This is a genomic window from Chryseobacterium sp. R2ACT005 (genome assembly GCF_049949215.1).
Taxonomy (GTDB): domain Bacteria; phylum Bacteroidota; class Bacteroidia; order Flavobacteriales; family Weeksellaceae; genus Chryseobacterium.
The window spans coordinates 511,072-537,638 of the sequence record NZ_CP188192.1; the positions used below are offsets into that span (position 1 = coordinate 511,072).

General features: G+C 32.8%; 23 protein-coding genes. All 23 read left to right on the forward strand.

The genetic code is table 11. From position 1 onward, the window contains the following. Nucleotides 1-36 precede the first annotated feature (36 nt). A complete protein-coding gene (locus tag ACPF63_RS02425; RefSeq protein ID WP_426481856.1) occupies nucleotides 37-861 on the forward strand; it encodes a polysaccharide biosynthesis/export family protein in 825 nt (274 codons plus the stop codon). Between the two features lie 5 nt (nucleotides 862-866). Next, nucleotides 867-3,254, forward strand: coding sequence for a GumC family protein (locus ACPF63_RS02430; RefSeq protein ID WP_426481857.1), 2,388 nt, complete (start codon nucleotides 867-869; stop codon nucleotides 3,252-3,254). After that, complete coding sequence (locus ACPF63_RS02435; RefSeq protein ID WP_426481858.1) at nucleotides 3,254-4,549, forward strand: nucleotide sugar dehydrogenase; 1,296 nt, start codon at nucleotides 3,254-3,256, stop codon at nucleotides 4,547-4,549. The genes ACPF63_RS02430 and ACPF63_RS02435 overlap by 1 nt, the downstream gene beginning before the upstream one ends. Before the next feature lie 6 nt (nucleotides 4,550-4,555). Further along, a complete protein-coding gene (gene lhgO / locus ACPF63_RS02440) occupies nucleotides 4,556-5,746 on the forward strand; it encodes an L-2-hydroxyglutarate oxidase (protein ID WP_077419225.1) in 1,191 nt (396 codons plus the stop codon). Between the two features lie 37 nt (nucleotides 5,747-5,783). Further along, nucleotides 5,784-6,908, forward strand: coding sequence for a DegT/DnrJ/EryC1/StrS family aminotransferase (locus ACPF63_RS02445; protein WP_426481859.1), 1,125 nt, complete (start codon nucleotides 5,784-5,786; stop codon nucleotides 6,906-6,908). Nucleotides 6,909-6,920: 12 nt separating this feature from the next. Further along, the gene (locus ACPF63_RS02450) at nucleotides 6,921-7,493 is read left to right on the forward strand and encodes an acyltransferase (RefSeq protein ID WP_077419227.1); all 573 of its coding nucleotides are present in this window, start codon (nucleotides 6,921-6,923) and stop codon (nucleotides 7,491-7,493) included. A 10-nt stretch (nucleotides 7,494-7,503) separates the two neighbouring features. Further along, nucleotides 7,504-8,514, forward strand: a complete 1,011-nt coding sequence (locus ACPF63_RS02455; RefSeq protein ID WP_426481860.1) for a Gfo/Idh/MocA family protein — start codon at nucleotides 7,504-7,506, stop codon at nucleotides 8,512-8,514. Nucleotides 8,515-8,621: 107 nt separating this feature from the next. After that, the gene (locus ACPF63_RS02460) at nucleotides 8,622-9,689 is read left to right on the forward strand and encodes an ATP-grasp domain-containing protein (RefSeq protein WP_426481861.1); all 1,068 of its coding nucleotides are present in this window, start codon (nucleotides 8,622-8,624) and stop codon (nucleotides 9,687-9,689) included. Beyond that, complete coding sequence (locus ACPF63_RS02465) at nucleotides 9,659-10,402, forward strand: PHP domain-containing protein (protein WP_426481862.1); 744 nt, start codon at nucleotides 9,659-9,661, stop codon at nucleotides 10,400-10,402. The genes ACPF63_RS02460 and ACPF63_RS02465 overlap by 31 nt, the downstream gene beginning before the upstream one ends. After that, nucleotides 10,399-11,580 carry a lipopolysaccharide biosynthesis protein gene (locus tag ACPF63_RS02470; RefSeq protein WP_426481863.1) on the forward strand — a complete coding sequence of 394 codons (1,182 nt, stop codon included), beginning with the start codon at nucleotides 10,399-10,401 and terminating at the stop codon, nucleotides 11,578-11,580. The genes ACPF63_RS02465 and ACPF63_RS02470 overlap by 4 nt, the downstream gene beginning before the upstream one ends. Nucleotides 11,581-11,593: 13 nt before the next feature. After that, nucleotides 11,594-12,946 carry a polysaccharide deacetylase family protein gene (locus ACPF63_RS02475; protein ID WP_426481864.1) on the forward strand — a complete coding sequence of 451 codons (1,353 nt, stop codon included), beginning with the start codon at nucleotides 11,594-11,596 and terminating at the stop codon, nucleotides 12,944-12,946. A gap of 94 nt (nucleotides 12,947-13,040) precedes the next feature. Then, a complete protein-coding gene (locus tag ACPF63_RS02480; RefSeq protein ID WP_426481865.1) occupies nucleotides 13,041-14,216 on the forward strand; it encodes an O-antigen ligase family protein in 1,176 nt (391 codons plus the stop codon). Nucleotides 14,217-14,316: 100 nt separating this feature from the next. Continuing rightward, complete coding sequence (locus ACPF63_RS02485; protein ID WP_426481866.1) at nucleotides 14,317-16,149, forward strand: hypothetical protein; 1,833 nt, start codon at nucleotides 14,317-14,319, stop codon at nucleotides 16,147-16,149. A gap of 163 nt (nucleotides 16,150-16,312) precedes the next feature. Further along, nucleotides 16,313-17,422, forward strand: coding sequence for a hypothetical protein (locus ACPF63_RS02490; protein ID WP_426481867.1), 1,110 nt, complete (start codon nucleotides 16,313-16,315; stop codon nucleotides 17,420-17,422). 134 nt (nucleotides 17,423-17,556) lie between these two features. Beyond that, a complete protein-coding gene (locus ACPF63_RS02495; protein ID WP_077419233.1) occupies nucleotides 17,557-18,684 on the forward strand; it encodes a glycosyltransferase family 4 protein in 1,128 nt (375 codons plus the stop codon). A gap of 1 nt (nucleotide 18,685) precedes the next feature. Then, nucleotides 18,686-20,536: an asparagine synthase (glutamine-hydrolyzing) gene (gene asnB / locus ACPF63_RS02500; RefSeq protein WP_426481868.1), complete on the forward strand. Its 1,851-nt coding sequence runs from the start codon at nucleotides 18,686-18,688 to the stop codon at nucleotides 20,534-20,536. A 5-nt stretch (nucleotides 20,537-20,541) separates the two neighbouring features. Continuing rightward, nucleotides 20,542-21,780: a glycosyltransferase family 4 protein gene (locus ACPF63_RS02505; protein ID WP_426481869.1), complete on the forward strand. Its 1,239-nt coding sequence runs from the start codon at nucleotides 20,542-20,544 to the stop codon at nucleotides 21,778-21,780. Nucleotides 21,781-21,815: 35 nt separating this feature from the next. Beyond that, complete coding sequence (locus tag ACPF63_RS02510; protein WP_426481870.1) at nucleotides 21,816-22,994, forward strand: O-antigen ligase family protein; 1,179 nt, start codon at nucleotides 21,816-21,818, stop codon at nucleotides 22,992-22,994. A 50-nt stretch (nucleotides 22,995-23,044) separates the two neighbouring features. Beyond that, nucleotides 23,045-23,647, forward strand: a complete 603-nt coding sequence (locus tag ACPF63_RS02515) for a sugar transferase (RefSeq protein WP_180564433.1) — start codon at nucleotides 23,045-23,047, stop codon at nucleotides 23,645-23,647. 9 nt (nucleotides 23,648-23,656) lie between these two features. Next, complete coding sequence (locus tag ACPF63_RS02520) at nucleotides 23,657-24,250, forward strand: acetyltransferase (RefSeq protein ID WP_426481871.1); 594 nt, start codon at nucleotides 23,657-23,659, stop codon at nucleotides 24,248-24,250. A gap of 20 nt (nucleotides 24,251-24,270) precedes the next feature. Then, nucleotides 24,271-25,407, forward strand: coding sequence for an aminotransferase class I/II-fold pyridoxal phosphate-dependent enzyme (locus ACPF63_RS02525; RefSeq protein WP_426481872.1), 1,137 nt, complete (start codon nucleotides 24,271-24,273; stop codon nucleotides 25,405-25,407). Nucleotides 25,408-25,421: 14 nt separating this feature from the next. Next, nucleotides 25,422-25,991: a sugar transferase gene (locus ACPF63_RS02530; RefSeq protein ID WP_219073157.1), complete on the forward strand. Its 570-nt coding sequence runs from the start codon at nucleotides 25,422-25,424 to the stop codon at nucleotides 25,989-25,991. A 15-nt stretch (nucleotides 25,992-26,006) separates the two neighbouring features. Beyond that, the gene (gene rfbC / locus ACPF63_RS02535) at nucleotides 26,007-26,552 is read left to right on the forward strand and encodes a dTDP-4-dehydrorhamnose 3,5-epimerase (protein ID WP_426481873.1); all 546 of its coding nucleotides are present in this window, start codon (nucleotides 26,007-26,009) and stop codon (nucleotides 26,550-26,552) included. Nucleotides 26,553-26,567: the final 15 nt, after the last annotated feature.

The window sequence follows — 26,567 nt, forward strand, 5'->3', positions numbered from 1 at the left end:
AAATATAAATGTATATTTGCATAATTTAACAATAGAATGAAAGGAAAAATATTAGCAGTAATCTTGGTGTCCTCTTTAGTGATTTCCTGTAAAGTCAATCCCAATGCTAAGAATGATTTAAATTATATGCAGAATATAGAACAGGTCGCAATCAATGCCTCTGCTAAAAATTCAGCAAATACAATCCAGGCAGGTGATCAGCTGATTATTCTGATCACGGCAAAGGATATGGATGTTGTAAAGCCTTTTAATCAGAATTATTCTTCATCAGAACTTATTCAGACAAATGCTATAGCAGGAGGAAATACTCCTAATCAAGGAGCAACAATACTGTCTGGTCCAACATATATTGTAGATGCCAATGGAGATATTGATTTTCCAATATTGGGAAAACTGAATACATCAAATAAAAGTTTGACAACTTTTAAAGATGATTTAAGGGAAAAAATGACGAAATATGTTATTAATCCAACAATTAATGTGAGACTCTCGAATTTTAAGGTTACTGTACTGGGAGAAGTAAATAGACAAGGTGACTACACTATTGCAAATGGGCAGGCAACTATTTTAAATGCATTAGGGTTAGCTGGTGATTTGACTCAGTATGGAAAAAGAGAAGATATATTGGTTATCAGAACCGAAAATGGTGTCGTTTCTCACGGACGTATTAATCTTCAGGATGCTAATTTAATTAACTCTCCATACTATAATCTGAAACAAGGAGATGCTATTATTGTTTCTTCCAACAATACAAAAGATGTTATAGCAAAACAGAACCCCAACACTGGACTTTATCTGACCGCCATTTCTATTGCGGTTACAGCAGTTGCCGTAGTAGTAAGTTTATTTAATAAGAAATAAAATTGATGGATAACCAGCGAACGTCACAATTTTCCGAAGAAGAAAAAAATTCAAGCAAAATTAATTTTAGTGAAATAATCAAACCTTATTTAAGGAGATGGCCATGGTTTATTTTTTGTGCCATGATAGCATTAGCGATAGGTTATTTTGCAATAAGATTTATGACCCCGGTCTATTATGTAGAAACTACATTACTTATAAAAGATTCTAAAAATTCTTCTTCAAATAATGATTTGGGAGTTCTTTCTGATTTATCAGGATTGGGAGGAATGAAAACTAATAGTATTTCTAATGAGATTGAAGTCCTGAAATCAAAAAAACTGATGAGGGATGTAGTTGTCAATAAAAATCTTCAGACCAATATCATTGTTAAAGGAAAAGTAAGTCGTGCTGAGCTTTATAAAGAATCTTCTCCTATTGAAGTAAAAGTTGTAAATGAAAAAGTATCTAAAAGCGCCAATAACCTTATTAATGTAGAATTAAAAGGAGAAGAAATTTCAATACATTATGAAGGGCTGAAAAAAGATGTTGTTTCTGGTTATGGAAGAATGATAAGTCTTCCTTTTGCTAATATTATCATTACTAAAAATACAGGATATAACCCAAAAGCATCACCAACAGTTGATAAAAAGAACTTAGAATTAATCATATCATCAGTTGAAGCAAAGGTTAATTCATTAAGAGGAGCTCTTAGTGTAAATTTGGCAAACAAAGAAGCTACCGTTCTTAAACTTTCAATGAATTACCCGGTAATTTCAAAAGCAGAAGACATTCTTAATTCATTAGTTGTTGCTTATAATAACGATGCTATCCTGGATAAAAACCAAGAGTCTAAGAAGACATTGGATTTTATTGAAGACAGAGTAAGAAAACTTTCAGTAGAACTGGGACAGGTTGAGAATGAGAAAGAAAGTTTTAAATCAAAAAATAATCTTACCGATCTTGAAACAGAAGCTAAAATAGATCTTGAAAGTTCTGCAACAGCTCGTGGTAAGCAGCTGGAGCTTGATGCTCAAATAGAATTGACAAATTCTTTACTTTCCTTCATGTCGAAGCAAGGACAATATCAGGTTTTACCAATAAATATTGGATTAAATAATCCCGAAGCTATTTCAGGGATTACATCCTATAACCAATTAATATTGCAGAGAGCGAGATTATTGGAATCTGCAACTACAGAAAACCCTATAGTTGTCGAGACTAGTAAACAAATAAATGCAATGCGCGGTTCAGTTGTTCAAAGTTTACAAAGAAATAAAACGGGATTAGAACTTGCCAGAAATGAATATGTAGGAGAGCAAAATAAAGTAACTGGGAAAATAGCGAGAATTCCTTCTATGGAAAAAATATTTAGGGGAATAGAAAGACAGCAGCAAATTAAAGAAAACTTATACTTATTATTATTGCAGAAAAGAGAAGAAACGGCTGTTGCACAATCTATTACAGCTCCAAAAGCAAGAGTGATTGATGCGGCTTATGCTTTTACAAATCCTATTGCACCTAAGACCCAAGCTATCTTATTTGCTTCACTATTTCTAGGATTGTTAGTTCCTTTTATTGTTATTTATATGTTGCAGTTATTTAATAATAAAGTTATTACTAAACATGATCTTGAAAAGCTTGTACATGCACCTATTATTGCAGAATTACCAAGTCTTGAAAGTGGGGATTCTGAAATAGTAAAAATGAATGATATTACTCCTATGGCGGAAGCATTTAGAATTCTTATTACCAATATGAATTTCATGCTTTCAAAAGAGAAAAAAGGGAAAGTTGTATTTGTTACTTCAACAGTAAAAGGAGAAGGAAAAACCTTTACATCTGTCAACTTAGCTTTAACATTGGCCAATCCTAAGAAAAAAGCAATTATCATAGGATCCGATATCAGAAATCCTCAACTTCAAAGATATAATCCTGCAAGAAAGGGACTTACCGGACTTACAGAATATCTTTATAATGACAATACTAAACTTGAAGATATCATTCATGTATCATCTTTTAACCCTTACCTGGATGTAATTTATTCAGGAATGATTCCTCCGAACCCAACAGAATTATTATCCAACGGTCGTTATGAGATCCTTCTAAGCGAATTGAAAGAGAAGTATGAATATATTATCCTAGATACGGCACCATTGCTTCTTGTTACAGATACTTTCCTTATTGCTGAACTTTCTGACATCACTATTTATGTATCCAGATCTAAATACACAGAAAAGGCATTATTAGAATTTGCAAATAGCAATATCGATCAGAAAAAAATCAAAAATGTTGGATTTGTACTTAACGATGTAAACAGGGAAAATTTAGGATATAGTAACAAATATGGTTATGGCTATAACCAACATACAGAACAGTCTTGGTTTCAAAAAATAAAAAATAAACTTAGTTAATGACAACAACATATAAAATAGCAGTTATAGGCCAGGGTTATGTAGGCCTTCCTTTATCTCTTGAATTTGCAGATCACTATCCTGTCTTTGGATTTGATATTAATACGCAGCGTGTTGATCAGCTTAATAACGGAAAGGATATAACGCTTGAAGCAGATGTTGATAAACTAAATAACGGACTGAAAAAATATAATGAATCTAATGGCTCTTTAGGCTATAAGGCAACAAGCCTGTTGTCTGATATTTCTGAAGCTAATGTATTTATTGTAACAGTTCCTACCCCTATTGATAGATATAACGCTCCGGATTTGAATCCACTGATTTCTGCCTCAAAAATGTTGGGAGAAATTATCAAAAAAGGAGATATTATTATTTATGAATCTACAGTTTTTCCTGGATGTACAGAAGAAGAGTGCGTACCGGTTCTTGAAAAATATTCGGGACTTCAGTTTAATGAAGACTTTTTTGTAGGGTACTCTCCGGAAAGAATTAATCCGGGAGATAAAGTAAATACCCTTACCAGTGTTAAAAAAGTAACTTCAGGCTCTACGGAAAAAATTGCCGAAGAAGTAGATAATCTATATAAGAAAATCATTACCGCTGGAACCCATAAAGCACCCAGCATTAAAGTAGCAGAAGCCTCAAAAGCTATTGAAAATGCACAAAGAGATGTTAATATTTCTTTTGTTAATGAATTAGCTTTAATTTTTGATAGAGTAGGAATCGATACCAATGATGTATTGGAAGCTGCAGGTACAAAATATAACTTTCTTAAATATAAACCGGGATTAGTAGGAGGACATTGTATCTCTGTAGATCCTTATTACCTTGCACACAAGGCAGAGCAGTTGGGATATCATCCAGATGTTATCTTATCTGGTAGACGGGTAAACGATTCTATTGCAAAGTTTGTTGCTGCTAAAGTCGTGAAACTTCTTATTGCAAAAGGTGGAGTGATCAAAAATTCTAATACCTTGATTTTAGGAGTTACATTCAAAGAAAACTGTCCGGATGTCAGAAATACGAAAGTTGTTGATATTTATAGAGAACTTGCTGATTACGGAGTAAATGTGGATATTTATGATCCGTGGGCTAGCAAAGAAGAAGTGAAACATGAATATGGAATTGATATTCTGGATGCTCTTCAGGAAGGTAAAAAGTATGATTCTTTAGTTATTGCAGTATCTCATAATGAGTTCCTGGAAATGGATCTGGATCAACTTAAAAAAGAAAATGCTGTGGTTTTTGATACCAAAGCATGTTTAGACAGAAATCTTGTAGATGCAAGACTGTAACAGATCATGAATTATGATATTATAATCATTGGTGCAGGTTTGGTAGGATTGGCTACAGCCTATCAGACTAAGCTGAAAAATCCTGATTCTAAAATTTTAATTTTGGAAAAAGAAAATGATGTGGCATTGCACCAATCGGGACACAACAGTGGAGTAATTCATAGTGGAATTTATTATAAACCCGGTAGCCTTAAAGCAAAAAACTGTATTGAAGGGTATAACTCGGTAATTAATTTTGCCGAGAAATACGGAATAAGATATGACCTTTGCGGCAAAATAATCGTAGCTACTTCGCAGGAAGAATTACCCCTCTTGGATAATATTTATAAAAGAGGAGTTGAAAACGGCCTGCAGGATTTAAAATACCTTTCAAGAGAAGAATTCCGAGAAATTGAACCCCATTGTGAAGGCGTAAAAGCAATCAAAGTTCCACAGACCGGAATTATTGACTATCCGGGAATAGCAAAAAAAATAAAAGAACTTTTTGAAGAATTAGGAGGAGAAGTAAGATTTAATAATGAAGTAAAAAACATCATTGATAAAGGATCTGAAATTATTGTAAACACCAATATTTCCGAATTCAAAACCAAAAAGCTGATTTCCTGTGCAGGACTCTATTCTGATAAGATCACCAAAATGACCAACGAAAAAAACGATGTGGTCATTATTCCGTTTAGAGGAGAATATTATAAAATTAAGGATGAAAAAAAATATTTGGTAAAACATCTTATTTACCCGGTTCCTGACCCTAGTTTTCCATTCCTTGGAGTGCACTTTACCAGAATGATTGATGGTAATATCGAAGCTGGCCCTAATGCTGTGCTGGCTTTCAAAAAGGAAGGATATCATTTTTTCGATTTCAATTTCACCGAAACAATGCAGACTATGCTATGGCCGGGGTTTAGGAAAATTGTAGCAAAATATGGAAAAACAGGAATGGGAGAAATGCATCGTTCACTTTCCAAATCCGCGTTTACAAAAGCCCTGCAAAAACTTTTACCGGAAATACAGGAAAGTGATCTTGTAGCAGGAGGTTCAGGGGTAAGAGCTCAGGCTTGCGACAGAAATGGAGGATTAATTGATGATTTTGATATCGTGAAAAACGGAAATATCATTCACGTTAGAAATGCACCCTCTCCGGCAGCCACTTCCTGCCTTTCTATAGGTAATAAGATCAGTGAGCTTATCGTGAATTAAAATATGCACTTCTACGTGCACTCAAAAAACTAAAGATATGAAAATTCAAATGGTTGACCTTAAAGGTCAATACCTGAAAATAAAAGAAGACGTAGATGCTGGTATTCAGGAATGTATAGACAATACAGCATTTATTAACGGTCCTGCTGTAAAAGAATTTCAACAGAATTTTGAAAAATATTTGGGGGTAAAACATGTTATTCCCTGTGCTAATGGAACAGATGCTCTTCAAATTGCCATGATGGCGCTTGATCTGCAGCCTGGTGACGAAATCATCTGCCCGGCTTTCACCTATGTAGCTACTGCTGAAGTTGTTGGTCTTTTAGGACTAAAACCGGTAATGGTAGATGTAAACGAAGATACTTTTGATATTGAGCTGGAAGATTTACAAAAATATCTGACACCCAATACCAAAGCCATTGTTCCGGTTCATTTATATGGGCAAAGTGCCAATATGGAGAAGATTCTTGAATTTGCAAAAACACACAATCTTTTTGTAATAGAAGATAATGCTCAGGCAATTGGGTCTGACTATACATTTTCTGATGGCACTGTAAAAAAAACAGGGACTATCGGCCATATCGGATGTACCTCATTTTTTCCGTCAAAAAATCTTGGATGCTATGGTGATGGAGGTGCCTTAATGACGAATGATGACAACCTGGCTTCAAAAATCAGAATGATAGCCAACCATGGTCAGGAAAAGAAATATTACCACAAAGTTTTAGGTTGTAATTCCAGGTTGGATACACTTCAGGCAGCCGTTTTAAAAGTTAAGCTAAAACATTTGGACGAATACTCAGCCGCCAGAAACAGAATGGCTGATTATTATGATGAGAATCTTGCAGGTATTGCCGAAATTCAGACACCCAAAAGAGCTGAAAACTCTACCCATGTATTCCATCAGTATACTCTTAGAGTGAAAAATGGGAAAAGAGATGAACTACAAAAATACTTGGCAGAAAAGAATATTCCAAGTATGATATATTACCCCTTACCCCTTTACAAACAAGAAGCCTTTCTTCAATATGTAGAAGAAGGTTTTAGTCTTCCTGTTACGGAGCAACTTTGCACCGAAGTGATTTCCCTTCCTGTACATACAGAATTTGATCAGGAAGTATTGGATGTTATTGTTACAGAAATTAAGAATTATTTTAATTAATATAAAGCAGATATGTCAGATTTTTTTGCACACGAAACGGCGGTTATTGACGAAGGATGTCAAATAGGAAAAGGAACCAAAATTTGGCACTTTTCACATCTTATGACAGGTTGCATTTTGGGCGAAAAATGTAATATTGGTCAAAATGTTGTCATTTCCCCTCAAGTAGTTTTAGGACAGAATGTGAAAGTTCAGAATAATGTTTCTATCTATGAAGGAGTAACCTGTGATGATGATGTCTTTTTAGGGCCTTCAATGGTTTTTACCAACGTAATAAACCCCAGGAGTGCTGTAAACAGAAAAAATGAATACCTGAAGACCCATGTTGGGAAAGGAGCGTCTATAGGAGCCAATGCAACTATTGTCTGTGGCCATAATATAGGTCAGTTTGCTTTTATTGGAGCAGGAGCTGTGGTTACAAAAGAAGTACCGGATTATGCATTGGTAGTAGGAAACCCTGCCAGACAGATGGGATGGATGAGCGAATTTGGGCAGAGACTTCAATTTGATGCAGAAAATATTGCCGTTTGTGAAGAAAGTGGAGAAAAATACAAATTAGAAAATAATAAGGTTTCTAAAATTTAAAAACATACAAATGAGTGAAAAAATAAAATTTGCAGTAGTAGGCTGCGGGCATATCGGAAAAAGACACGCCGAAATGATTTCAAGAAATGAAGAGTGTGAATTAGTCGGATTAATTGATGTTAAAGATAAATCTGCACTGGGCATTGAAAATTATAAAGTTCCTTTTTTTGCTTCACTAGATGAGTTTTTGACTTCCGGAATCGAAGTGGATGTTATTAATATCGCTTCTCCAAACGGATTCCATTTTGAACAGTCTTATAAAGTGATAGATGCAGGAAAGCATGTTGTGGTAGAAAAACCAATGGCGCTGAAGAAACAGCATGCTGAAAAACTTATTTTTCAGGCGTTGCATAAACATAAACAAGTTTTTGCAGTGATGCAAAACAGATACTCGCCACCTTCTGCCTGGGTAAAAGAAATGGTAGAGAGCGGAAAACTGGGAAAAATATTTATGGTTCAGCTTAATTGCTACTGGAATCGTGATGACCGATATTACAAACCGGAATCATGGCACGGAAAGAAAGAGCTGGATGGCGGAACTTTATTCACGCAGTTTTCTCACTTTATAGATATCATGTATTGGTTATTCGGAGATATTACCAATATTCAGGCGAAATTTGCAGATTTTAATCATGAAACGCTTACTGATTTTGAAGATTCAGGTTTCGTCAGCTTTGATTTTGTAGACGGAGGAATGGGTTCCTTAAATTATTCTACTTCTGTTTGGAATCAAAACCTTGAAAGTTCAATGACAATCATTGCAGAACATGGAGCTGTGAAAATCGGTGGGCAGTATATGGACAAAGTAGAAGTCTGTAATATAAAAGACTATGTAATGCCGGAATTAGCTCCAACAAATCCTGGAAATGATTATGGTGCTTATAAAGGATCTGCTGCCAATCACCATTACATTATTGAAAATGTTGTTGATGTATTGAAAGGGAGAAATACTATTACTACGAATGCTCTGGAAGGGCTTAAAGTGGTGGATATTATTGAGAGAATATATGATAAAAAGTAGGAAATTCTCATTACTTTGGCATAATGATGAATTTCAGAATGAAAAAAGAAAGAACTATACTGTCAAATCCTTGAATTTTGTTCAACCCTGAATAATGAAAAACAGATATGAGAATTTTGATAACGGAAGCAAATTATAAAAACTCTATAGCGCTACAGCGGGAATTACATAGAGAAAATAGGCATCAAGTTTTTGCTATGGATAAAGAATCTGTTTTTTTTGCTAAAAGATTGGGTTATTGTAAAGATTATATTGTTGGGGATTTGGAAGAATCAGTCAAACAGATTAATCCCGAATTTATAATTCCTGTAGGGAGTGAAGCTGTAAAGATATGCTCTGAAAAATATAGAGAATTATGTTTAATACCTACAAAAGAGAGTCTTGAAATAGCATTAAATAAAGATAAAATGCTAATTTTGAACTCTCTTAGCGATGTAAATTACCCTGAATGTAAATTATTTTCAAATCTGGAGGAATTAAGGCTATACAGTAGAGATAAGAATTGTGTTGTTAAATCAAGCAATGAAAGCTTAGCCAAATTTGATCCGTTATATGTAAAATTAGGTTCTGAATCCGAATTTGAAAAAATAGAAAAATACTTGTCAAGGGGAGTAAAACTATTAATGCAGGAGCAGGTATCAGGAGTAGGCAGAGGCTTTTTTTGTATTGCTAAAGAAGGTAAAATCATTAGCTATTACATGCACCAGCGTATTAGAGAAATACCAATTACTGGGGGATCTAGTACAGCTGCCAAGTCTATTTTTTGTGAAAAAATGTTTAATATATCTAAACAAATTATAGAATATTTAAATTGGTCCGGTCCATTAATGATTGAGTATAAATATGATGAGACGAAACAGCAATATTATTTAATAGAGTTAAATCCCAAATTTTGGGGTTCATTAGATTTATCTTATGCAGTAGGACTCAATTTTGGCAAAACCTTGATTGAAGCTTATTCAAATAATGTGGAAGAACAAACTGAGAAAAAATATGAAGTTGAAAAAAAGTTCTTCTGGGTTTTAGACGGAGATCTTTTGGTTTTACTTAAAACAGGAAAACTGCATAAAATAAAAGAATATTTTTATAAGGACTCTTATACGAACTTGTTTGAAAACTTTTTCGTTGATTCAATCAAATTAATATGGACCATAAAGAAAATTTTCTCAAAGTAAATAAAATGAAAAAGGGAATTTTTCATTTTCACAGTACCTATTCCTATGATGGAATAAATACGATTGAAAAAATAGTGAAAACAATAAGAGATAAAAAACTTGATTTTGTTGTTTTAACTGATCATGAGACCATAAAAGGGAGTTTGGAACTTCAAAGAAAAATAAAAGAACAAAATCTGAATGTAGAGATTCCTACTGCTGCGGAATATAAAACTGATCGGGGAGACGTTATAGTATTAAATGTAAAGAATGAAATTACAGACATGACATGGCAGGAGTTTTATAAAAGTGCAAAAGAACAAAATGCCATCTTGATTTTACCTCATCCATATGACGGGCACACCCAAATAGAAGAACTGGCACAAGCTGTTGATGTGATAGAAGTATTTAACGCCAGATCATCAGTCATTAATAACTACAAGTCTTATCTGTTGTCTCTAAAATATAAAAAACCCGTAATCTGGAGCTCTGATTCTCATATTCCTCAAACTCTTTTAAATGTAGTGGTGGGATATGAAAAAAAAGATTTGAAATTTCATGAAGCATTAACGAATGGCGAAATTGCCCCCTTATTTCTTAAAAAAAGTTCAGTATCAGATATTTTTTTATCACAACTTAAAAAAGCGTATGTGAACAAAAATTTTAAATTGTTTATATATATTGTATATAAAACTCTTTTTAAGAGAACTAAAGAAGATTATTTAAATTTATGAAAAGAAAAATAATATCTTTTTTAGGTAGCAATATATTATCTCAATTAATATTACTGATTGCAGTTCCATTAACCGGAAGAATTTATTCTGATTACGAAATTGGAGTACTTTCCTTTATTTTGTCAATTTCAGCCCCATTAGCGTACTTTTATACTTTGTCCTACAACAAAGCAATTATGTTACCAGCAAAGAGCGAAGAATATAGCATGCTATATGCTGTTTCCATTTTTTTAAGTATAACCATCTCATTAATTTCCTTTTTCGTTATACTTATTTCAATGTTATTTTTTGATATAGATTCCTATTTTTTAATTGTACCGTTGGTTGCATTTAGTCAATCTTTATATAGTGCATCAAAAGATATTCTTATTAAAAAAGGCTTGTTGAATATTGTCAGTAAATCAATGATACTAAGCTCTATGTTTGCAGTTATCATCATACTTTCTGGTTATTATATAAAATTGTCATATTGGGTTTTGATATTATCTTATGTGATACCCAACTTTTTGGCTACTATATTTATATTGTTTTATCTCAAAATACAAAGAAGAAATTTTGTATACAGAGAGTTTTATAACATTATAATAAAATATAAGTCGTTTCCATTACATCAAATGCCAGCTTATTTTATCAATACTTTTAATGCAGAGTTACCTAGTTTCTTTATAAAGCATTATTTTGGAGAAGCTATTTTGGGAAATTATTTCATGGCTTCTAAAATTGTGAATAAACCATTAAGTTTAATATCTGAAAGTTTAAATGGATTAATATACAAAGACTTGTCAGAAACCAATAAAGCTAAGCTTAATAAGAAAATGAATACTTATGTTGGATTATTATTTTTAGTTTCCTTATTATTTGCTATAGTATATTTAATTTTTGGTGAATATTTTTTCTCTTTATTTTTTGATATTAATAAATGGAGAAAAGCATTTGATATGAGTAAAATAATAATTTTTACGACTGTTATTTCATCGTCTTTTTCTCATTATTCAAGTGGTGTATTGGTTAAAAGGAAGAATAAAATTTTCCTCGTTTGGGAGATAATTACAACTTTGGTTTTGTTTGTTTCATTTTTTTTAGGAAAGAGCTCTACAATAGATTTCTTTATATGGATTTATGTAGGAGTAATTTTATTTAGATATTTATTACTTTCTTTACTATTTAATAAATCTTGATTTTTTTGTTGTCATGAAAGTAATGTTAAATAAATTTCGAACAGAAAATGCAATATTATATACAATTAAGTTTTTACTGAAAATTGCATTTGGTTATGCGGTTTCTCCAACTTTAGAATCTTTATCTGAAGATTATGTAACTATCCAGGTTGAAGGAATAAAAATTAAATTTAAGCTATGTTCGCAGGAAAAGTTAGTTAATTTGATTGGCGGCAAAGCTCATATGGAGCAGATAGCTTCGTATGATAATCATTATAATATTCCGGTTATTTATGAAAATGTAAGTGAACTGTATGAATATAGTAATGAATATATTCAAATCAATTATGATATTATTACTTTATCTTTTGTTTTATTATCATGCTATGATGAATTGACCTCAGAAGCGCGAGATGAATTTGACAGATTCAGATACAAGGACAGCTTAGTCTATAAATATAATCTGATTAATATACCCGTTGTTGATGAATATGCATTTCTGATCAGGAAAATTCTTAAAAATGAAGTGCAAAATTTTACCCCGTTAGTAAGGTCAACAATACTTGTTCCTACTCATGATATAGATAACCTTTATAGATTTGACGGTTTTTTTACATCGATTAAGACTTTGGCTGGAGAAGCTATTAGAGAAAGAAGACCTTTACAATTATGCAGTTCAATACTGAACATGTTAAAAACTATTGTTTTTAAAAAAGAAGATCAGTACCTTAAAGGAATAGAGCAATTGTATAAAGATTCAAAAAAATACGGTTTAAAATCGGTTTTTTTCTTTATGACCGCGAAGCCGTCTCAATTTGATAAGGGTCAGGCTATAAACCAAAATGTCTTGAATTTGATGTCCAAAATTACAGATGCAGATATGCTGCTGGGTATTCATCCCGGCTTTAATACGTTCAGGGATATTGCTGTTATGAACGATGAAATAGAGAGGCTTAGAAATACATCAGAAAGAGATATTATATTGGCAAGGCAGCATTATCTTAGATTTGACCGTAGAATAACTTTTGAAAATCTTGAGAAATGTGGTATAAAGGTCGATTATACTATGGGATTTGCAGACCATGAAGGATTTAAATGTGGTACAGCACACCAATTTCACCCATACAATTTTGAAAAAGACCAACCTTACAACATTCTTGAGATCCCTCTAATTGCTATGGATGCTACGTTGACGCATTACCAAAAATATTCTATGGATAAAGCTTTTGAGGTATTGGAAAATCTTTTTAAAATAACAAAAAGAGTTGAAGGGGACTTCATCATACTTTGGCATAATGATAGAGTTTTCAGAGATCGAAAGTGGTATAAGATGGTGTATTTAAGATTTATTTCACAATATAATATGAAAAATAGAAACTTACAATAATAACAAAAAAAGATTTCATCCAACATAGCATGATTGATTGTAATAAATGAAAAACTGCCTTAATTTTGATAAAAACCAATTCTAATTGAGAAATATGTCTTTATTTACCGACAAATTTGTATTTTTTAAAGTATTTATTTATTTTATTTTTGTTTTCTCAGGATCTCTGAAGTGGTTACCCATTCCAATAGACTTGACGTTATTATCTCTTTTGGTTTGTACAGCATTAATACTTATTGAAATACGTGAAATTGTTCCGCTCAAAAAACAAGACCGTCCAATTATCACTTTAATTACTGTATTCAGCCTGATTTTTATTGTTTCAAATCTGTATTCAATATCTACTGAGTACGCTCAATCTAAAACCCTTGCTATTATTTTAAATATGTTTACGGTCGTTTATCCGATTGTTGTATTTAAAAAATCAATTTTTTCTGAATTGAAATTATTGATGTATCTTATTGGTGGATTAATGATTGTAGGATTGTTTTATCTGTATTTTAATAATATGTTTATCATATTCCATGATTCTGAATTATTAGTGGATAAAGTTCCTACATATTTAGTTATTGGAATTATGCTGTGTGCATGTTTTATTTTTTCTCTGGAAAGTAAATTAACATGGTATGTTGCAATTTACAGATTATCAATATTATTTTTACTGTTTCAACTTGGAGGAAGGGGACCTATCATTAATCTGGTACTATCCTTAATTGTTTTCTTTACTTTGAATCTTAAAAATTATAAAATAAATTATAAAACAGGGTTTGCAATAGGAGCATTATTTTTTACCATACTTATTTTTGGAGAGAATATTTATACTTTTGCATTTCAAAATGTAGACTTTGAACGATTTAACATATTTAAATCTTATAATGAAGATGCAAGTTTATCCATAAGGGGGAATTTTCTTGAGATTGGGTTGGAATCAATATTAGATCATCCTTTTTCTGGATTAGGAATTGGAAGTTCAGGAATTATACTGGAGGGTGTAGATGTGAGTAACTATCCACACAATTTGTTTGTTGAGGCAATGATGGAATTGGGAATACTAGGAGGGTTATTATACTTATCTGCATATATATTATTCTTTCTTAGAAATTATTCTATTTCCAAAAACAATAAGGATATGCTGATTTTATTTATTATTGTTTTGTTATTTTATCTGGAAGACAATAAAAGTAACTCTTTTGATTCCTGGAGATGCAGTATTATATGGATTATGTTTTTTATATCCGAGAAGAGATACAAAGTTGGAATAGCTAATTAAAAACTTAAAATACTTTAGATAATGTATAATATTAATTTTATAAAACATGATTATACTTATATAAGTTCCTATAAATATTATTTAATTAAAAAAAAAACAAATGTGTGGAATTTTTGGTGTCATATCGAACACCAGTATTAATAAACAGAAGTTTCAAACCCTGGTAAAACATTCCGAACAAAGAGGAGTAGATTCCAGTGGTTTGATTTATTATCAAAATAACCAATATAAAGTAAACAGAGCTGATTACAGCATTGAAAAATTACTGAATAAGGTAAAACCCTATAATAACAATATTGTTTTAGGACATAGCAGATTAATTACCAACGGACTGGGAGATAATCAACCCGTGATCAGAGGTAATATATGTGCGATACATAATGGTATTATAGTTAACGAAGACGAAGTCTGGAGTAAGTTATCAGTAAGCAGACAATTAAAAATTGATTCTGAAGCTATAGTTGCTATAGCAGAAGAATTTCTTAATAATAATGACAATAAAATAGAAGATCTCCCTAAAAAGATATTTTCTTTATGCCAGGGAGTTATTGCCTGTGCTCTTGCTCTGCCTGAAAAAGGAAAACTCCTTTTATTCTCTAATAATGGCAGTTTATACGTAGGATACAATGAGGATAAAACTTATTTTGCATCAGAAAGCTATGGACTTAAAATTATAGGATGCGAAAACATTACCCAGATAAAAGAAGAATCCTTGATTCTGGATATTCCTGTCTCAAAAGAAAACCTTACGGTTATAGATGAAAAAAGCAGAGTAGAAGACTTAATCCCTGAGTTTAAATTTAATACTATTGAAGAAAATCTACTTGAATATAAAAAACTTGACATCAAGAGATGCACCAAATGTATTCTTCCTGAGACCATGCCTTTTATAAAATTCGATGAAGCTGGGGTCTGTAATTATTGTAAAAGCTACAAACCAAGAAATAATCCTAAACCGAAAGAAGAATTGTTTAAGCTGGTTGAGCCCTACAGAAGAAAAGGAAAAGAACTGGATTGTATTGTTCCCTTTTCAGGAGGTAGAGACAGCTGTTATGGACTGCACCTTATTGTAAAAGAGCTGGAAATGAAACCTGTTACCTATACCTATGATTGGGGAATGGTAACGGATCTTGGCCGAAGAAATATCAGCCGTATGTGTGCAGATCTTGGCGTAGAAAACATTATTGTTGCTGCAGACATCTCACTCAAAAGAAAGAATATCAGAATGAATCTGGAAGCATGGCTGAAATCACCCCATTTAGGAATGATGGCAATGCTAACCGCTGGAGATAAACACTTTTTCAGACATGTAGAAGATATTAAAAAGCAAACAGGAATCAATCTTAATCTGTGGGGAGTAAATCCATTAGAAGTAACTCACTTTAAAACAGGATTTTTAGATATTGAACCTGATTTTGAAGAAAAAAGAGTATACAGTCATGGTGCTATGAAACAGCTGAGATACCATTCCAAAAGATTCAGAGCGATGATGGAGAGTCCTGGATATTTTAATAGTTCACTTTGGGATACGTTGTCTGGTGAATACTATCGCAGCTTCACAGAAAAACAGGATTACTATCACATTTTTGATTATTGGAGATGGGATGAGGAGCAGGTAGATAATACTCTTTTAAATGATTATAATTGGGAGAAAGCAATTGATACTACCACTACCTGGAGAATTGGTGATGGTACAGCAGCTTTTTATAATTATGTATATTATACTGTAGCTGGTTTTACAGAGCATGACACGTTCAGAAGTAATCAGATCAGAGAAGGACAAATAACAAGAGAAAGAGCCTTAGAACTCGTGGGAATAGAAAATACTCCCCGTTATCAGAATATCAGATGGTATCTGGATACTTTAGGACTCGATTTTGAAAGAGTAATTAAAATCGTGAATAGAATTCCGAAATTGTATACTGAAAAATAATTTAAATTTTTGTTCGTAAATGAAAAGCTCTACCCTGATTTTTAAAGTTACTTTATTACTTACCTATTTGTTTTATAGTAATTCTTTCTGTTTGGCGCGTACACCAGAAACACAAAATAAGATAATATTTACATCAGATGATCAAATATTTACGGACAAAAACTTGAGTGTAAAAGAAATTTCTAAGCTCTTGGATTTTTATACTGATGTGTTTAGTTCAGAAACTCAGCTGGCCAAGTGGTACAGCTCTGTTTATGATAGTTCTGCACTTTTGTATATTCCTATACAATATGCTTACGATACCCAAAATCAGGAGTTAATCAATAAGCTGCGAAAATTGTTTACTTATAATACTTTACTTATTGTAAAAAAGAATTCTCAGGCAGATGATTTGGCTAAAAGAACCTTTTACTTTACTGTTTCAGAATATTTAAGAAGAAATGGAATAAAAGACAATGCCGAAAACATCAAAATGTATAATTTCATAAAAAGTGAAGTATTATATTATTGGAATAAAAATCCTGCAAACATTTGGGATGCGGAATCAAAGAAATTTTATGGGGTCAAACAGAGGATAGATTATATCTTAAGTGGGAACTTTAATGGTAATTTAAGCTATTACAGAGCAATTACTGATTTTGAGCTCTACGTTATGGGAACAGGCGTAAGTCTTTTACTGATTGAAAAAGAGGCAAAGCAAACCATAACTCCTGATTTAGTTTCCATTAAAGATAGATTCTATCAGGTATTGAAGAAAGAAGTAAGTATTAAAGATAATAAAGCATGGTACTTACAGCCCAATATTTGGCGTGATCATCCGGATTTTCAGGATGTAGCCCTTGAGAAAAGCCAAAGTGTCAATTGGGATGCTTCTCATTTTTCAAGAATGTCTGCTTATTTACATCTGTTGAAACTTAATTTTCAAGATGATAAACCAAAATACAGCTATTTGGAAAAACTAACTACATTACTTTCAAATCAGTTGACCACTAATATTGCACTTTATGATTCCAAAAATAATGTTTACACTTTCAATAATTATATAGATGGCAATAACAGTAGTTTCCGAAGTGATATTAAAGATGGAAAAAAAGGAATACAGGCATCTCAAAATTTTGAACATATTTTTGTCGGATGGTGGAAAATGTTAAATACCAATGAAGTAAACATTATGTATGAAAGAATAGCAAAAAATGTCCCTTATTATTCCGAACAGAGCGCTTATATTACTCATGATAAGGGTTTCTTTCAGGAAATTGTAAATCTGAAATGATTTGTTGCAGCATTGTTGAATTTCAAGTTATGTATAAAGTCCTGTCGGATTCAGTCGGAGAACCAAAGAAATTAAGAAATAAAAACATAATCAATGTTTAACAGGAAAATTGAAAACTTTCCAAAAATCAATTAATGAATAAAAAATACCGATTTCACATCTGCCATCTGACAAGTGTTCATCCAAGAAACGATTCTAGAATATTTCATAAGATGTGTAAAAGTCTGGCATCTAAGGATGTTAAGATGACGTTGGTAGTTGCTGATGGTAAAGGCAATGAGACGGTGGACAATGTAGAAATTATAGATATAGGAGTCCCAGCTGGTAGATTGAAGAGAATTACACAAACTACAGGTGAAATCTTTAATAAAGCTAAAGAACTTAACGCAGATGTTTTTCATCTTCATGATCCTGAATTGCTTTTAATAGCAAGAAAACTGAAAAAATTAAATAAAAAAGTAATCTTTGATTCCCACGAAGATACAGTAAACACGATTTTAGTTTCACCCTATTTAAAATCTCCTGTTTCAAATATTATTTCCACATTATATGAGAATTTTGAACGCTATACCTGTAAAAAGATAGATGGAGTGATTGGTGCTACACCTCATATTGAAAATTATTTTAAAAAGTTTGCCAAACAAACTGAAAATATCAATAACTATCCTATCTTATCTGATAAGAAACTGGAACAAATTTCCTGGGATCAAAAACAGGATGAAGTATGTTATGTAGGATCTATTGATGATACAAGAGGGATTAAAGATCTGATGAATTCATTGGAGCTCACAAAATCACAGGCCAGATTGAATCTGGCAGGTATGTATTCTTCTCTCACTTTGGAAAAAGAGATAAAAGAACATAAAGATTACCACCTTGTCAATGATTTCGGATATGTTAATTCTGAAGAAGTAGAAAATATTTATAACCGGTCCTTAGTAGGAGTGGTTACTTTGCACCCTATCCCAACATTTTTAGTGAGTCTGCCTATAAAAATGTTTGAATACATGGTTGCAGGAATTCCTTTTATAGCCTCAGATTTTCCATATTGGAGAAATTTATTGAAAGGGAGTGAATGTTGTATTTTTGTAGATCCTCAAAAACCTAAAGAAATTGCTGATGCTATTGATTACTTTATGCTTAATAAGCAAAAAGCGAAACAAATGGGTGAAGTGGGAAGAAAATTAGTCTTTGAAAATTTTTCATGGGAAAGCCAGGCTGAAAAATTATTAACGTTTTATCAAAAAGTTTTATCAAACTAATATGTGCGGAATAACAGGAGCAATAGAATTTAAAAGATCACAAAATCTTGATTTTAAAGAAGGAAGTGATTTACATAATTATATACGAAGAAGAGGACCGGATTACTATGGCGTTGAAAAAGCAGAATACGCTGATTGGTCAGTAACTTTGGCCCACTCAAGGCTGGCGATTATAGACCTGTCAGTAGCATCTAATCAACCTATGATTTCTGATGATGAAAGATATAGTCTCACTTATAATGGTGAAATATATAACTATCAGGAAATCAGAGAAGAATTAATATCCAATGGTTTTGTCTTCAGAACAAAAGGAGATACAGAAGTTCTTTTAAGAGCTTGGGAATGCTGGGGGGAAGCTTGTTTGAATAAGCTGAATGGAATGTTCGTTTTCGGTCTATTTGATAAGATAAAAGGAGAGTTCTATCTGGTAAGAGACCGATTTGGAGTTAAGCCGTTAATTTATACTTTTTTCGATGGTCAATTATTATTCTCTTCGTCTATAGCCTCTGTAGCTAAACAAACAAATCAGGATATAGATCTGGAATATTGTTCCAGTGGGATAAGATTCGGTTTTTTTGAAGGATATGAAGACAGGACTCCTTTCAAAAATGTAAAATATCTTTTACCAGGATCATTAATGAAATGTAAGCTGGAAGGAGAACTGAAAACAGAGACTAAAATCTGGTATTCCCTGGAAGAGCAGGTTGCAAAAAAAAGAAAAGAACTAGAGTTATTAAGCTCGGAAGAACTCATTTCCCAAGGAAAAGCCTTGTTGGGAAATTCAACTAAAATACGTTTGAGAAGTGATGTTCCTTTGGCGATTTCTTTGAGTGGAGGTGTAGATTCTTCCTCTATAGCAGCAATCGCTTCAAAAGAAGTAGATCATCTAATGGCTTTCAGCTATGGAGCTCCCGATCACCCGAAATCAGAAGGTCCCGTTATTAATAAGTTTGCAAAAGATAAAAATATTAATGTTGAATATATTCACCATTCTTACACGGAACAAGAGATGGGTAATATCTATGACCAAACCATGGAGGCACAGGAATCTCCATTTCTGGGATTGAGTATTATAGCACAGCATGAAGTATACAAGCAGGTAAAAGCAAGAAACATTAAAGTATTATTAGGCGGTCAGGGAGGTGATGAAATTTTTGCCGGATACAGAAAGTTTTTCATAGTAGCATTGCGAAAGGCAATAGAAAATAAAGAAGTTTTATCAGGCTTACAATATTTTCACTCATTAGCACTGATGTTGGTATTTGAAGCAAAACAAATAAAAACATACTGGAATGAGAAAAACAGATATCTGAAGACAACAGGGAAAGATACATCGTTCCTGGATTGCTTACCGGAAATTTCTTTAAATCTGTTTGAAAATTCATCTTTATCAAACAGACAGATTTCAGATATTCAAAAATATAGTATTCCTTCTCTTTTAAGATATGAAGATAGAAACTCAATGTATTTTTCTATTGAGAGCAGGCTACCCTTTATGGATTATAGGTTGTTGGAATTTGCTTTAGCATTACCTGACTTACTTAAAATTAAAAATGGTTACGGAAAATGGATATTACGTGAAATGATGAAAAAAGACGTACCGGGATATATCCTTAAAAACCGTCTTAAGAGAGGCTTTGATGTCACACAGAATTGGGTGAATGATGGTGTTGGGGAAAGAATAAAATCAAATATTTTAGAAAATAAATCTAAAGCAAAAGATTTTGTATCAGACTTCAGTCGACTTGAAAACAATCTCGCAATTGAGAATCTTAATAACAGTAATATTCTGAATGAAGCCATCATGCTTGATTTCCTAATTGATCCAATTAAAAAACCAACCCTGCACTAATGGAAATGAAAAAAAATATCTGGCTGATTTCCAAATATGCCTCACCTCCACAATACGCAAAAGTTCCATCACGTTTGTTTTATTTGGCAAGAGAATTTAAAAGACAGGGAAATAATACCCTCATGATAACTTCAGATTCTAATCATTTTACCAATTGTCCTGAAACTGACAAGATCTATAATGATGAAAAGGAAGATGGAGTAGCTATAAGATGGATTAAAACAAAAAAATATACTAAAACGGCATCAATGGACAGGATATTGTCCTGGTTTGATTTTGAAAGAAAACTATTCTCTATGAAACTGGCCGGGATGACAAAGCCTGATACGGTTATTATTTCATCACTTTCTATTTTTACGATCATATATGGTTATTATCTGAAAAAAAAGTTTGGTAGTTTTTTAGTTTTTGAAATTCGTGATATCTGGCCTTTAACGATGACAGAAGAAGCGGGTTTTTCCAAATGGCATCCTCTTGTTTTATTGATAGGATTTATAGAAAAGTTTGGATATAAAAACGCTGATCTGGTTGCAGGAACAATGCCAAGGCTGGATTTACACGTAGAAGAATTACTCGGATATAAAAAACCTTTTCATTGTTCACCATTAGGATTTGATCCTGAAAATTATTCCGAAGACTTCCTAACAGAAAAAAAACCTTTTTTAGAAATAGTACCATCGGGTAAAGTCATTATTGGCTATGCGGGAAGTATGGGAGTTACTAATGCATTGGAACCTTTTATTGAAACAATACAGATGATGAAAGAGAACACTGATATTCATTTTGTATTAGTGGGAAGCGGTGATCTCAGAGAGTCCTACAAAGAACAGTTAAAAGATTGTTCTAATGTTACGTTTTTACAAAGAATCCAGCAAAACGAAGTGAAATATTTTCTCCAGGTTTGTGATATTCTATACTTATCCACCAAAGATTCAAAAGTGTGGGACTACGGGCAGTCTATGAACAAAGTAGTAGAATATATGCTCGCGGCGAAACCAATTATTGCTTCTTATACCGGATATCCTTCTATGATTAATGAAGCGGATTGTGGTAAATTTATCAACAGTACATCTACAGAAGATATAAAAAAAGCAATTTTATATTATGCTAATATGAGCTCGGAAGAAAGAATAGCGATTGGAGGGAAAGGCAGAAAATGGATTCTTGAAAACAGGACATATCCGGTATTGGGAAAAAAATATATGGATGCTATTTTATTTCATTCCGTAAAGCAAAAGAAGTAGCTTTGCACTGGTTGAAATAAAAAATAGGCTTTATTTTGAAAATTACTATTAATAATAATTTCATTTATAAACTATTCCTGTTATCTGTTATGGTGGGAAATACTATTGCCATCTCCTTTGCAAAACCTTTGGAGATGAACCCCAGGAATTTTTCTATACCATACCGAATCTTTATCATTATTTTCTCTTTATTTATAATATATAGAGAAAGAAAAAATATTAGTTTTAAAAATATTTCTATTATAAGCCTTGTTGTATTTTGGGGTTTTTATATCATCAAACTTATTTATTCGTTTAATAATTATTCTTTTAATCATGAAGTATTATTATCAAGGAATGAAGATATTTTCAGAATCTTATGTATGGTACTTTTACCCAGCATTGCATTATTATGTATCAACTATAGTAAAATAGATTTTAAAAGTATAGCAAAATATTGTGTTACTATTCTCTGTGGCCTTCTTGTTATAAATTATATATATGGCTATATAAAATTAGACCATATTTTTAGTACGTACTACATAATGTATGGTCATATAGGAGCTTCATTGTTTATCATATCATTATTTTTGCTTTTGTTTTGCAGAGAGGATTATAAATCCTATTTTTTGTTCTTTTGTCTTTTTTTAGGCCTTTTTAATGTGATACAGTCTATGGCGAGAAGTCCAATTGTAGCTATTTCTGTATGTTCTTTATATATGATTATTTTAAAAGGGAATAAAAAATATATTTTATATGCTCTGATTTTGCTGCTGCTGTTTATAGGATTGATTATTTTGCATGAGCAATATGGCAACGGAGAAATTACAAGTTTTAACAGAATGTATAAATGGATAGCACATGGAGATACATCAAGCAGAGGTCCATTGTATAGCAAAGCTATCGAGATATTTAATTCGCATCGTTTATTTGGAGGAAGAATACTATTTGAGGATGGCACTCATCCACATAACATCTTTTTAGAGCTTTTAATGGGCACAGGTATTTTAGGGCTGATTATTTATTTCTTAAAATTTTGGCCCGTTGTAAAAAATGCTGCCTTATTTTGGAATATTCAAAAGGGAAATATATACTATAAACTGATTTTTGCGTTATTTTTGCAATACTTTACCTTGGTACAGACTTCCTGCAATCTTTTCAATATACCGGAATTTTTGTACTTTAGCTCAATGATTATAGGTATTGGTTATACTGCAAAAACACAGGAAGTTTAAAAAAGATATTGATAAAAGCATATGATGATTGATACACCTAATTTCTAAAAATGTACAAAAATTATTTAAAGAGGATTTTCGACTTTGTAGTTTCTCTCATAGGAATTACCCTTCTGCTTCCAATTTTTCTTATTGTGATGGTTGGATTGTTTCTTTCCAATAATGGGAAGCCTTTTTTCTTTCAACAGAGACCTGGCAGAAATGGTAAGGTATTTAAAATTATAAAGTTTAAAACAATGAATGATAAAAAGGATTCTAATGGAAACCTTTTATCAGATGCAGAAAGATTAACAGCTCTGGGAGCATTTGTCCGTAAAACATCTCTGGACGAAATTCCACAATTACTTAATGTTCTTAAAGGAGATATGTCCCTTATCGGACCCAGACCTCTTTTAGTTCAGTATCTGCCACTGTATAATGAAAATCAGGCACGCAGACATGAGGTAAGGCCGGGAATTACCGGATGGGCACAAGTAAATGGTAGAAATGCAATATCATGGAATCAGAAATTTGATTATGATGTATGGTATGTAGAAAATATATCATTCATCTTAGATGTGAAGATTTTCTTTCTGACAGCAAAGAAAGTGTTTGTAAGAGAAGGCATTTCTGCTGATGGACATGTAACCATAGAACCCTTTCGGGGAAATTAATTTAGAGTTATGTATTTATTCGGAGCAAGTGGACACGGAAAGGTAATTGCAGATATTGCAACAGCTAATGATATAAAAATTAAAGCATTCATAGATCAGGATATCACTAAAAAAGAATGCTATGGGCTTCCTGTGTTGAATACTCTGCCGGCGGATCAGGAAAAACTGATTATTTCCATTGGAAATAACGCTATCCGCAAGAAGATTGCACAAGAAATTAAGAATGAGATTGGTATTTTAATACATCCGAAATCTATAAATTCAGATTCCGTAACCATTGAAGAAGGAACTGTAGTAATGGGAGGAGTCGTGATCAATGCAGAAACTACCATCGGGAAACACTGTATCATCAATACCAACGCTTCAGTAGATCATGATTGTGTAATTGAAGACTTTGTTCATATTTCACCCAATGCAGCGCTTGCTGGAGGTGTTGAAATAGGAGAAGGTACCCAGATTGGAATCGGGGCATCAGTAATACAGGGGATCAAAATAGGAAAATGGTGTGTAGTAGGTGCTGGTGCAGTAATTATTAATGATATTCCTGATTATTCAGTTGTGGTAGGAAATCCTGGTAAAATCATCAAAAAAAATATTATATAAACAAGTTACTAATTAATATTATGAATACTAAAATCTGGTTGTCCTCACCTCATATGGGAGGTAACGAACAAAAATATATCAACGAAGCATTTGAAGAAAACTGGGTAGCACCATTGGGGCCTAATGTTGACGGATTTGAAAAAGATCTGGAGCAGTTTTTGGGTGAAAATGCAAAAGTTGCCGTTCTTTCTGCCGGTACTGCAGCATTGCATCTTGCCCTTATTGAATGTGGAGTACAGCATGGTGATGAGGTGATTTGCCAGTCAATGACTTTCTCAGCATCAGCCAATCCTATTGCTTACTGTGGAGGAACTCCTGTTTTTGTAGATAGCGAACCGGATACCTGGAATATATGTCCAAAAGCTTTAAGAGAAGCCATTGAAGACAGAATTCAAAAAGGAACGAAGCCTAAAGCAATTATTGTAGTTCATTTGTATGGTATGCCTGCAAAAATGGACGAAATTACAGCTATTGCCCAGGAATTTCAGATTCCTGTTATAGAAGATGCTGCAGAAGCTCTTGGTTCTACTTACAAAGGACAGGCGTGCGGAACATTCGGACGTTTTGGAGTATTAAGCTTTAACGGGAACAAAATTATTACTACATCAGGAGGCGGAGCTTTGGTTTGCCATACTCAGGAAGATAAAGATAAAACGGTTTTCCTTTCCACTCAGGCAAGAGATAATGCACCTCATTATCAGCATTCACATATTGGTTTCAATTACAGAATGAGCAATATTGTTGCAGGGATAGGAAGAGGACAGATGGAAGTACTTAAAGATAGAGTGGTAGCGCGTAGAGCAATGCATGATTTCTATTTGGATACCTTCAAAAATATTGAAGGAGTGACCGTATTTTCTGAACCTGGAAATGATTTTTATTCAAATCACTGGTTATCTGCCATTATTATTGATCCGCAGGTAGCAGGAAAAGACAGAGAAGGCCTAAGACTTGCATTTTTAGAAGACAATATTGAATCAAGACCACTTTGGAAGCCAATGCACCTACAGCCGGTTTTTGAATCTTCTCCCTATTACGGAGGAAAAATTTCCGAAAATCTTTTTGATAACGGACTGTGTCTTCCGTCAGGGTCCAACTTGTCAGATGATGACAGAGAAAGAATTGCAAACGTAATCCGTAACTATTTCGGAGTTTAATATCATTGAATTTAATGAATCAGTACAAATATTGGAAAGTGGTTTTTGATTTTATCTTAGCGGTAATATTGACCCTCTTTCTTATGCCGGTGCTGATTGTTTTATTTGTGATTGCAAGTATCGATACATCTTCTAATGGAATTTTTTTTCAGACCCGGATAGGACAGTATGGAAAGCCATTTACCATATTTAAATTTAAAACAATTCATGATAAAAAAAGAGTATGCTCCAGAATCGGGCAGACGCTCAGGAAGTTTAAATTTGATGAATTTCCCCAATTGTTTAATATTTTAAAGGGTGATATGAGTTTTGTAGGTCCCAGACCTGATATCGAAGGGTATTACGATAAACTGGCCGGAGCAGATAGAAAAGTTCTGGAATTAAAACCCGGATTAACGTGTGAAGCAAGTATTAAATATAGAGACGAAGAAGACCTTCTGAACAGCCAGAAGAATCCTTTGCTATATAATGATGAAATATTATTTCCAAACAAAGTAAAAATGAATCTTGACTATTTTGAAAATATGTCTTTCAAAAATGATACGAAGATTTTATTTAAAACAATAATAACCATATTGAAATAGAGTTTTTTTACTATTATGAAAATTAAAGAAACCCCGCTTAAAGATTGCTATATCATAGAGCCTACCATATTTGAAGATGAAAGAGGCTACTTCTTTGAAAAATTCAACGAAAAGAAATTTGAAGAATTGACAGGAATGAACGGCCATTTTGTACAGGATAATGTTTCCAGATCATCTTATGGAGTGCTTCGAGGACTCCATCTTCAGAAAGGTGAGTATGCACAGGCAAAACTGGTATCATGCCTTGAGGGCAGTGTGTGGGATGTTGCTGTGGATCTTAGAGAAGATTCTCCTACTTTTGGGCAATGGTTCGGAATAGAGCTTACCGCAGAAAATAAACTACAGCTTTATGTGCCAAGAGGTTTTGGACACGGATTTGCCGTATTAAGTACCCATGCTGTATTTTCCTATAAATGTGATAACTTTTATAACAAAGAATCAGAAGGCAGCGTAAAGTTCAATGATCCGGATCTTGATATTGATTGGAAAGTTGATGAAAAAGACGCCATACTTTCGGAAAAAGATCAGAACTCCCCTGGATTTAAAGACAAAAACTTTTAAAATATATCTCTGAAA

What these genes read in the sequence shown, in the direction of transcription:
- ACPF63_RS02435 (WP_426481858.1), top strand. Translation starts at nt 3,254, where the DNA reads ATGACAACAACATATAAAATAGCAGTTATAGGCCAGGGTTATGTAGGC.
- ACPF63_RS02450 (WP_077419227.1), top strand. Translation starts at nt 6,921, where the DNA reads ATGTCAGATTTTTTTGCACACGAAACGGCGGTTATTGACGAAGGATGT.
- ACPF63_RS02445 (WP_426481859.1), top strand. Translation starts at nt 5,784, where the DNA reads ATGAAAATTCAAATGGTTGACCTTAAAGGTCAATACCTGAAAATAAAA.
- ACPF63_RS02470 (WP_426481863.1), top strand. Translation starts at nt 10,399, where the DNA reads ATGAAAAGAAAAATAATATCTTTTTTAGGTAGCAATATATTATCTCAA.
- rfbC (WP_426481873.1), top strand. Translation starts at nt 26,007, where the DNA reads ATGAAAATTAAAGAAACCCCGCTTAAAGATTGCTATATCATAGAGCCT.
- ACPF63_RS02460 (WP_426481861.1), top strand. Translation starts at nt 8,622, where the DNA reads ATGAGAATTTTGATAACGGAAGCAAATTATAAAAACTCTATAGCGCTA.
- ACPF63_RS02455 (WP_426481860.1), top strand. Translation starts at nt 7,504, where the DNA reads ATGAGTGAAAAAATAAAATTTGCAGTAGTAGGCTGCGGGCATATCGGA.
- asnB (WP_426481868.1), top strand. Translation starts at nt 18,686, where the DNA reads ATGTGCGGAATAACAGGAGCAATAGAATTTAAAAGATCACAAAATCTT.
- ACPF63_RS02495 (WP_077419233.1), top strand. Translation starts at nt 17,557, where the DNA reads ATGAATAAAAAATACCGATTTCACATCTGCCATCTGACAAGTGTTCAT.
- ACPF63_RS02525 (WP_426481872.1), top strand. Translation starts at nt 24,271, where the DNA reads ATGAATACTAAAATCTGGTTGTCCTCACCTCATATGGGAGGTAACGAA.
- ACPF63_RS02505 (WP_426481869.1), top strand. Translation starts at nt 20,542, where the DNA reads ATGAAAAAAAATATCTGGCTGATTTCCAAATATGCCTCACCTCCACAA.
- ACPF63_RS02465 (WP_426481862.1), top strand. Translation starts at nt 9,659, where the DNA reads ATGGACCATAAAGAAAATTTTCTCAAAGTAAATAAAATGAAAAAGGGA.
- ACPF63_RS02530 (WP_219073157.1), top strand. Translation starts at nt 25,422, where the DNA reads ATGAATCAGTACAAATATTGGAAAGTGGTTTTTGATTTTATCTTAGCG.
- lhgO (WP_077419225.1), top strand. Translation starts at nt 4,556, where the DNA reads ATGAATTATGATATTATAATCATTGGTGCAGGTTTGGTAGGATTGGCT.
- ACPF63_RS02480 (WP_426481865.1), top strand. Translation starts at nt 13,041, where the DNA reads ATGTCTTTATTTACCGACAAATTTGTATTTTTTAAAGTATTTATTTAT.
- ACPF63_RS02425 (WP_426481856.1), top strand. Translation starts at nt 37, where the DNA reads ATGAAAGGAAAAATATTAGCAGTAATCTTGGTGTCCTCTTTAGTGATT.
- ACPF63_RS02520 (WP_426481871.1), top strand. Translation starts at nt 23,657, where the DNA reads ATGTATTTATTCGGAGCAAGTGGACACGGAAAGGTAATTGCAGATATT.
- ACPF63_RS02475 (WP_426481864.1), top strand. Translation starts at nt 11,594, where the DNA reads ATGAAAGTAATGTTAAATAAATTTCGAACAGAAAATGCAATATTATAT.
- ACPF63_RS02430 (WP_426481857.1), top strand. Translation starts at nt 867, where the DNA reads ATGGATAACCAGCGAACGTCACAATTTTCCGAAGAAGAAAAAAATTCA.
- ACPF63_RS02485 (WP_426481866.1), top strand. Translation starts at nt 14,317, where the DNA reads ATGTGTGGAATTTTTGGTGTCATATCGAACACCAGTATTAATAAACAG.
- ACPF63_RS02515 (WP_180564433.1), top strand. Translation starts at nt 23,045, where the DNA reads ATGTACAAAAATTATTTAAAGAGGATTTTCGACTTTGTAGTTTCTCTC.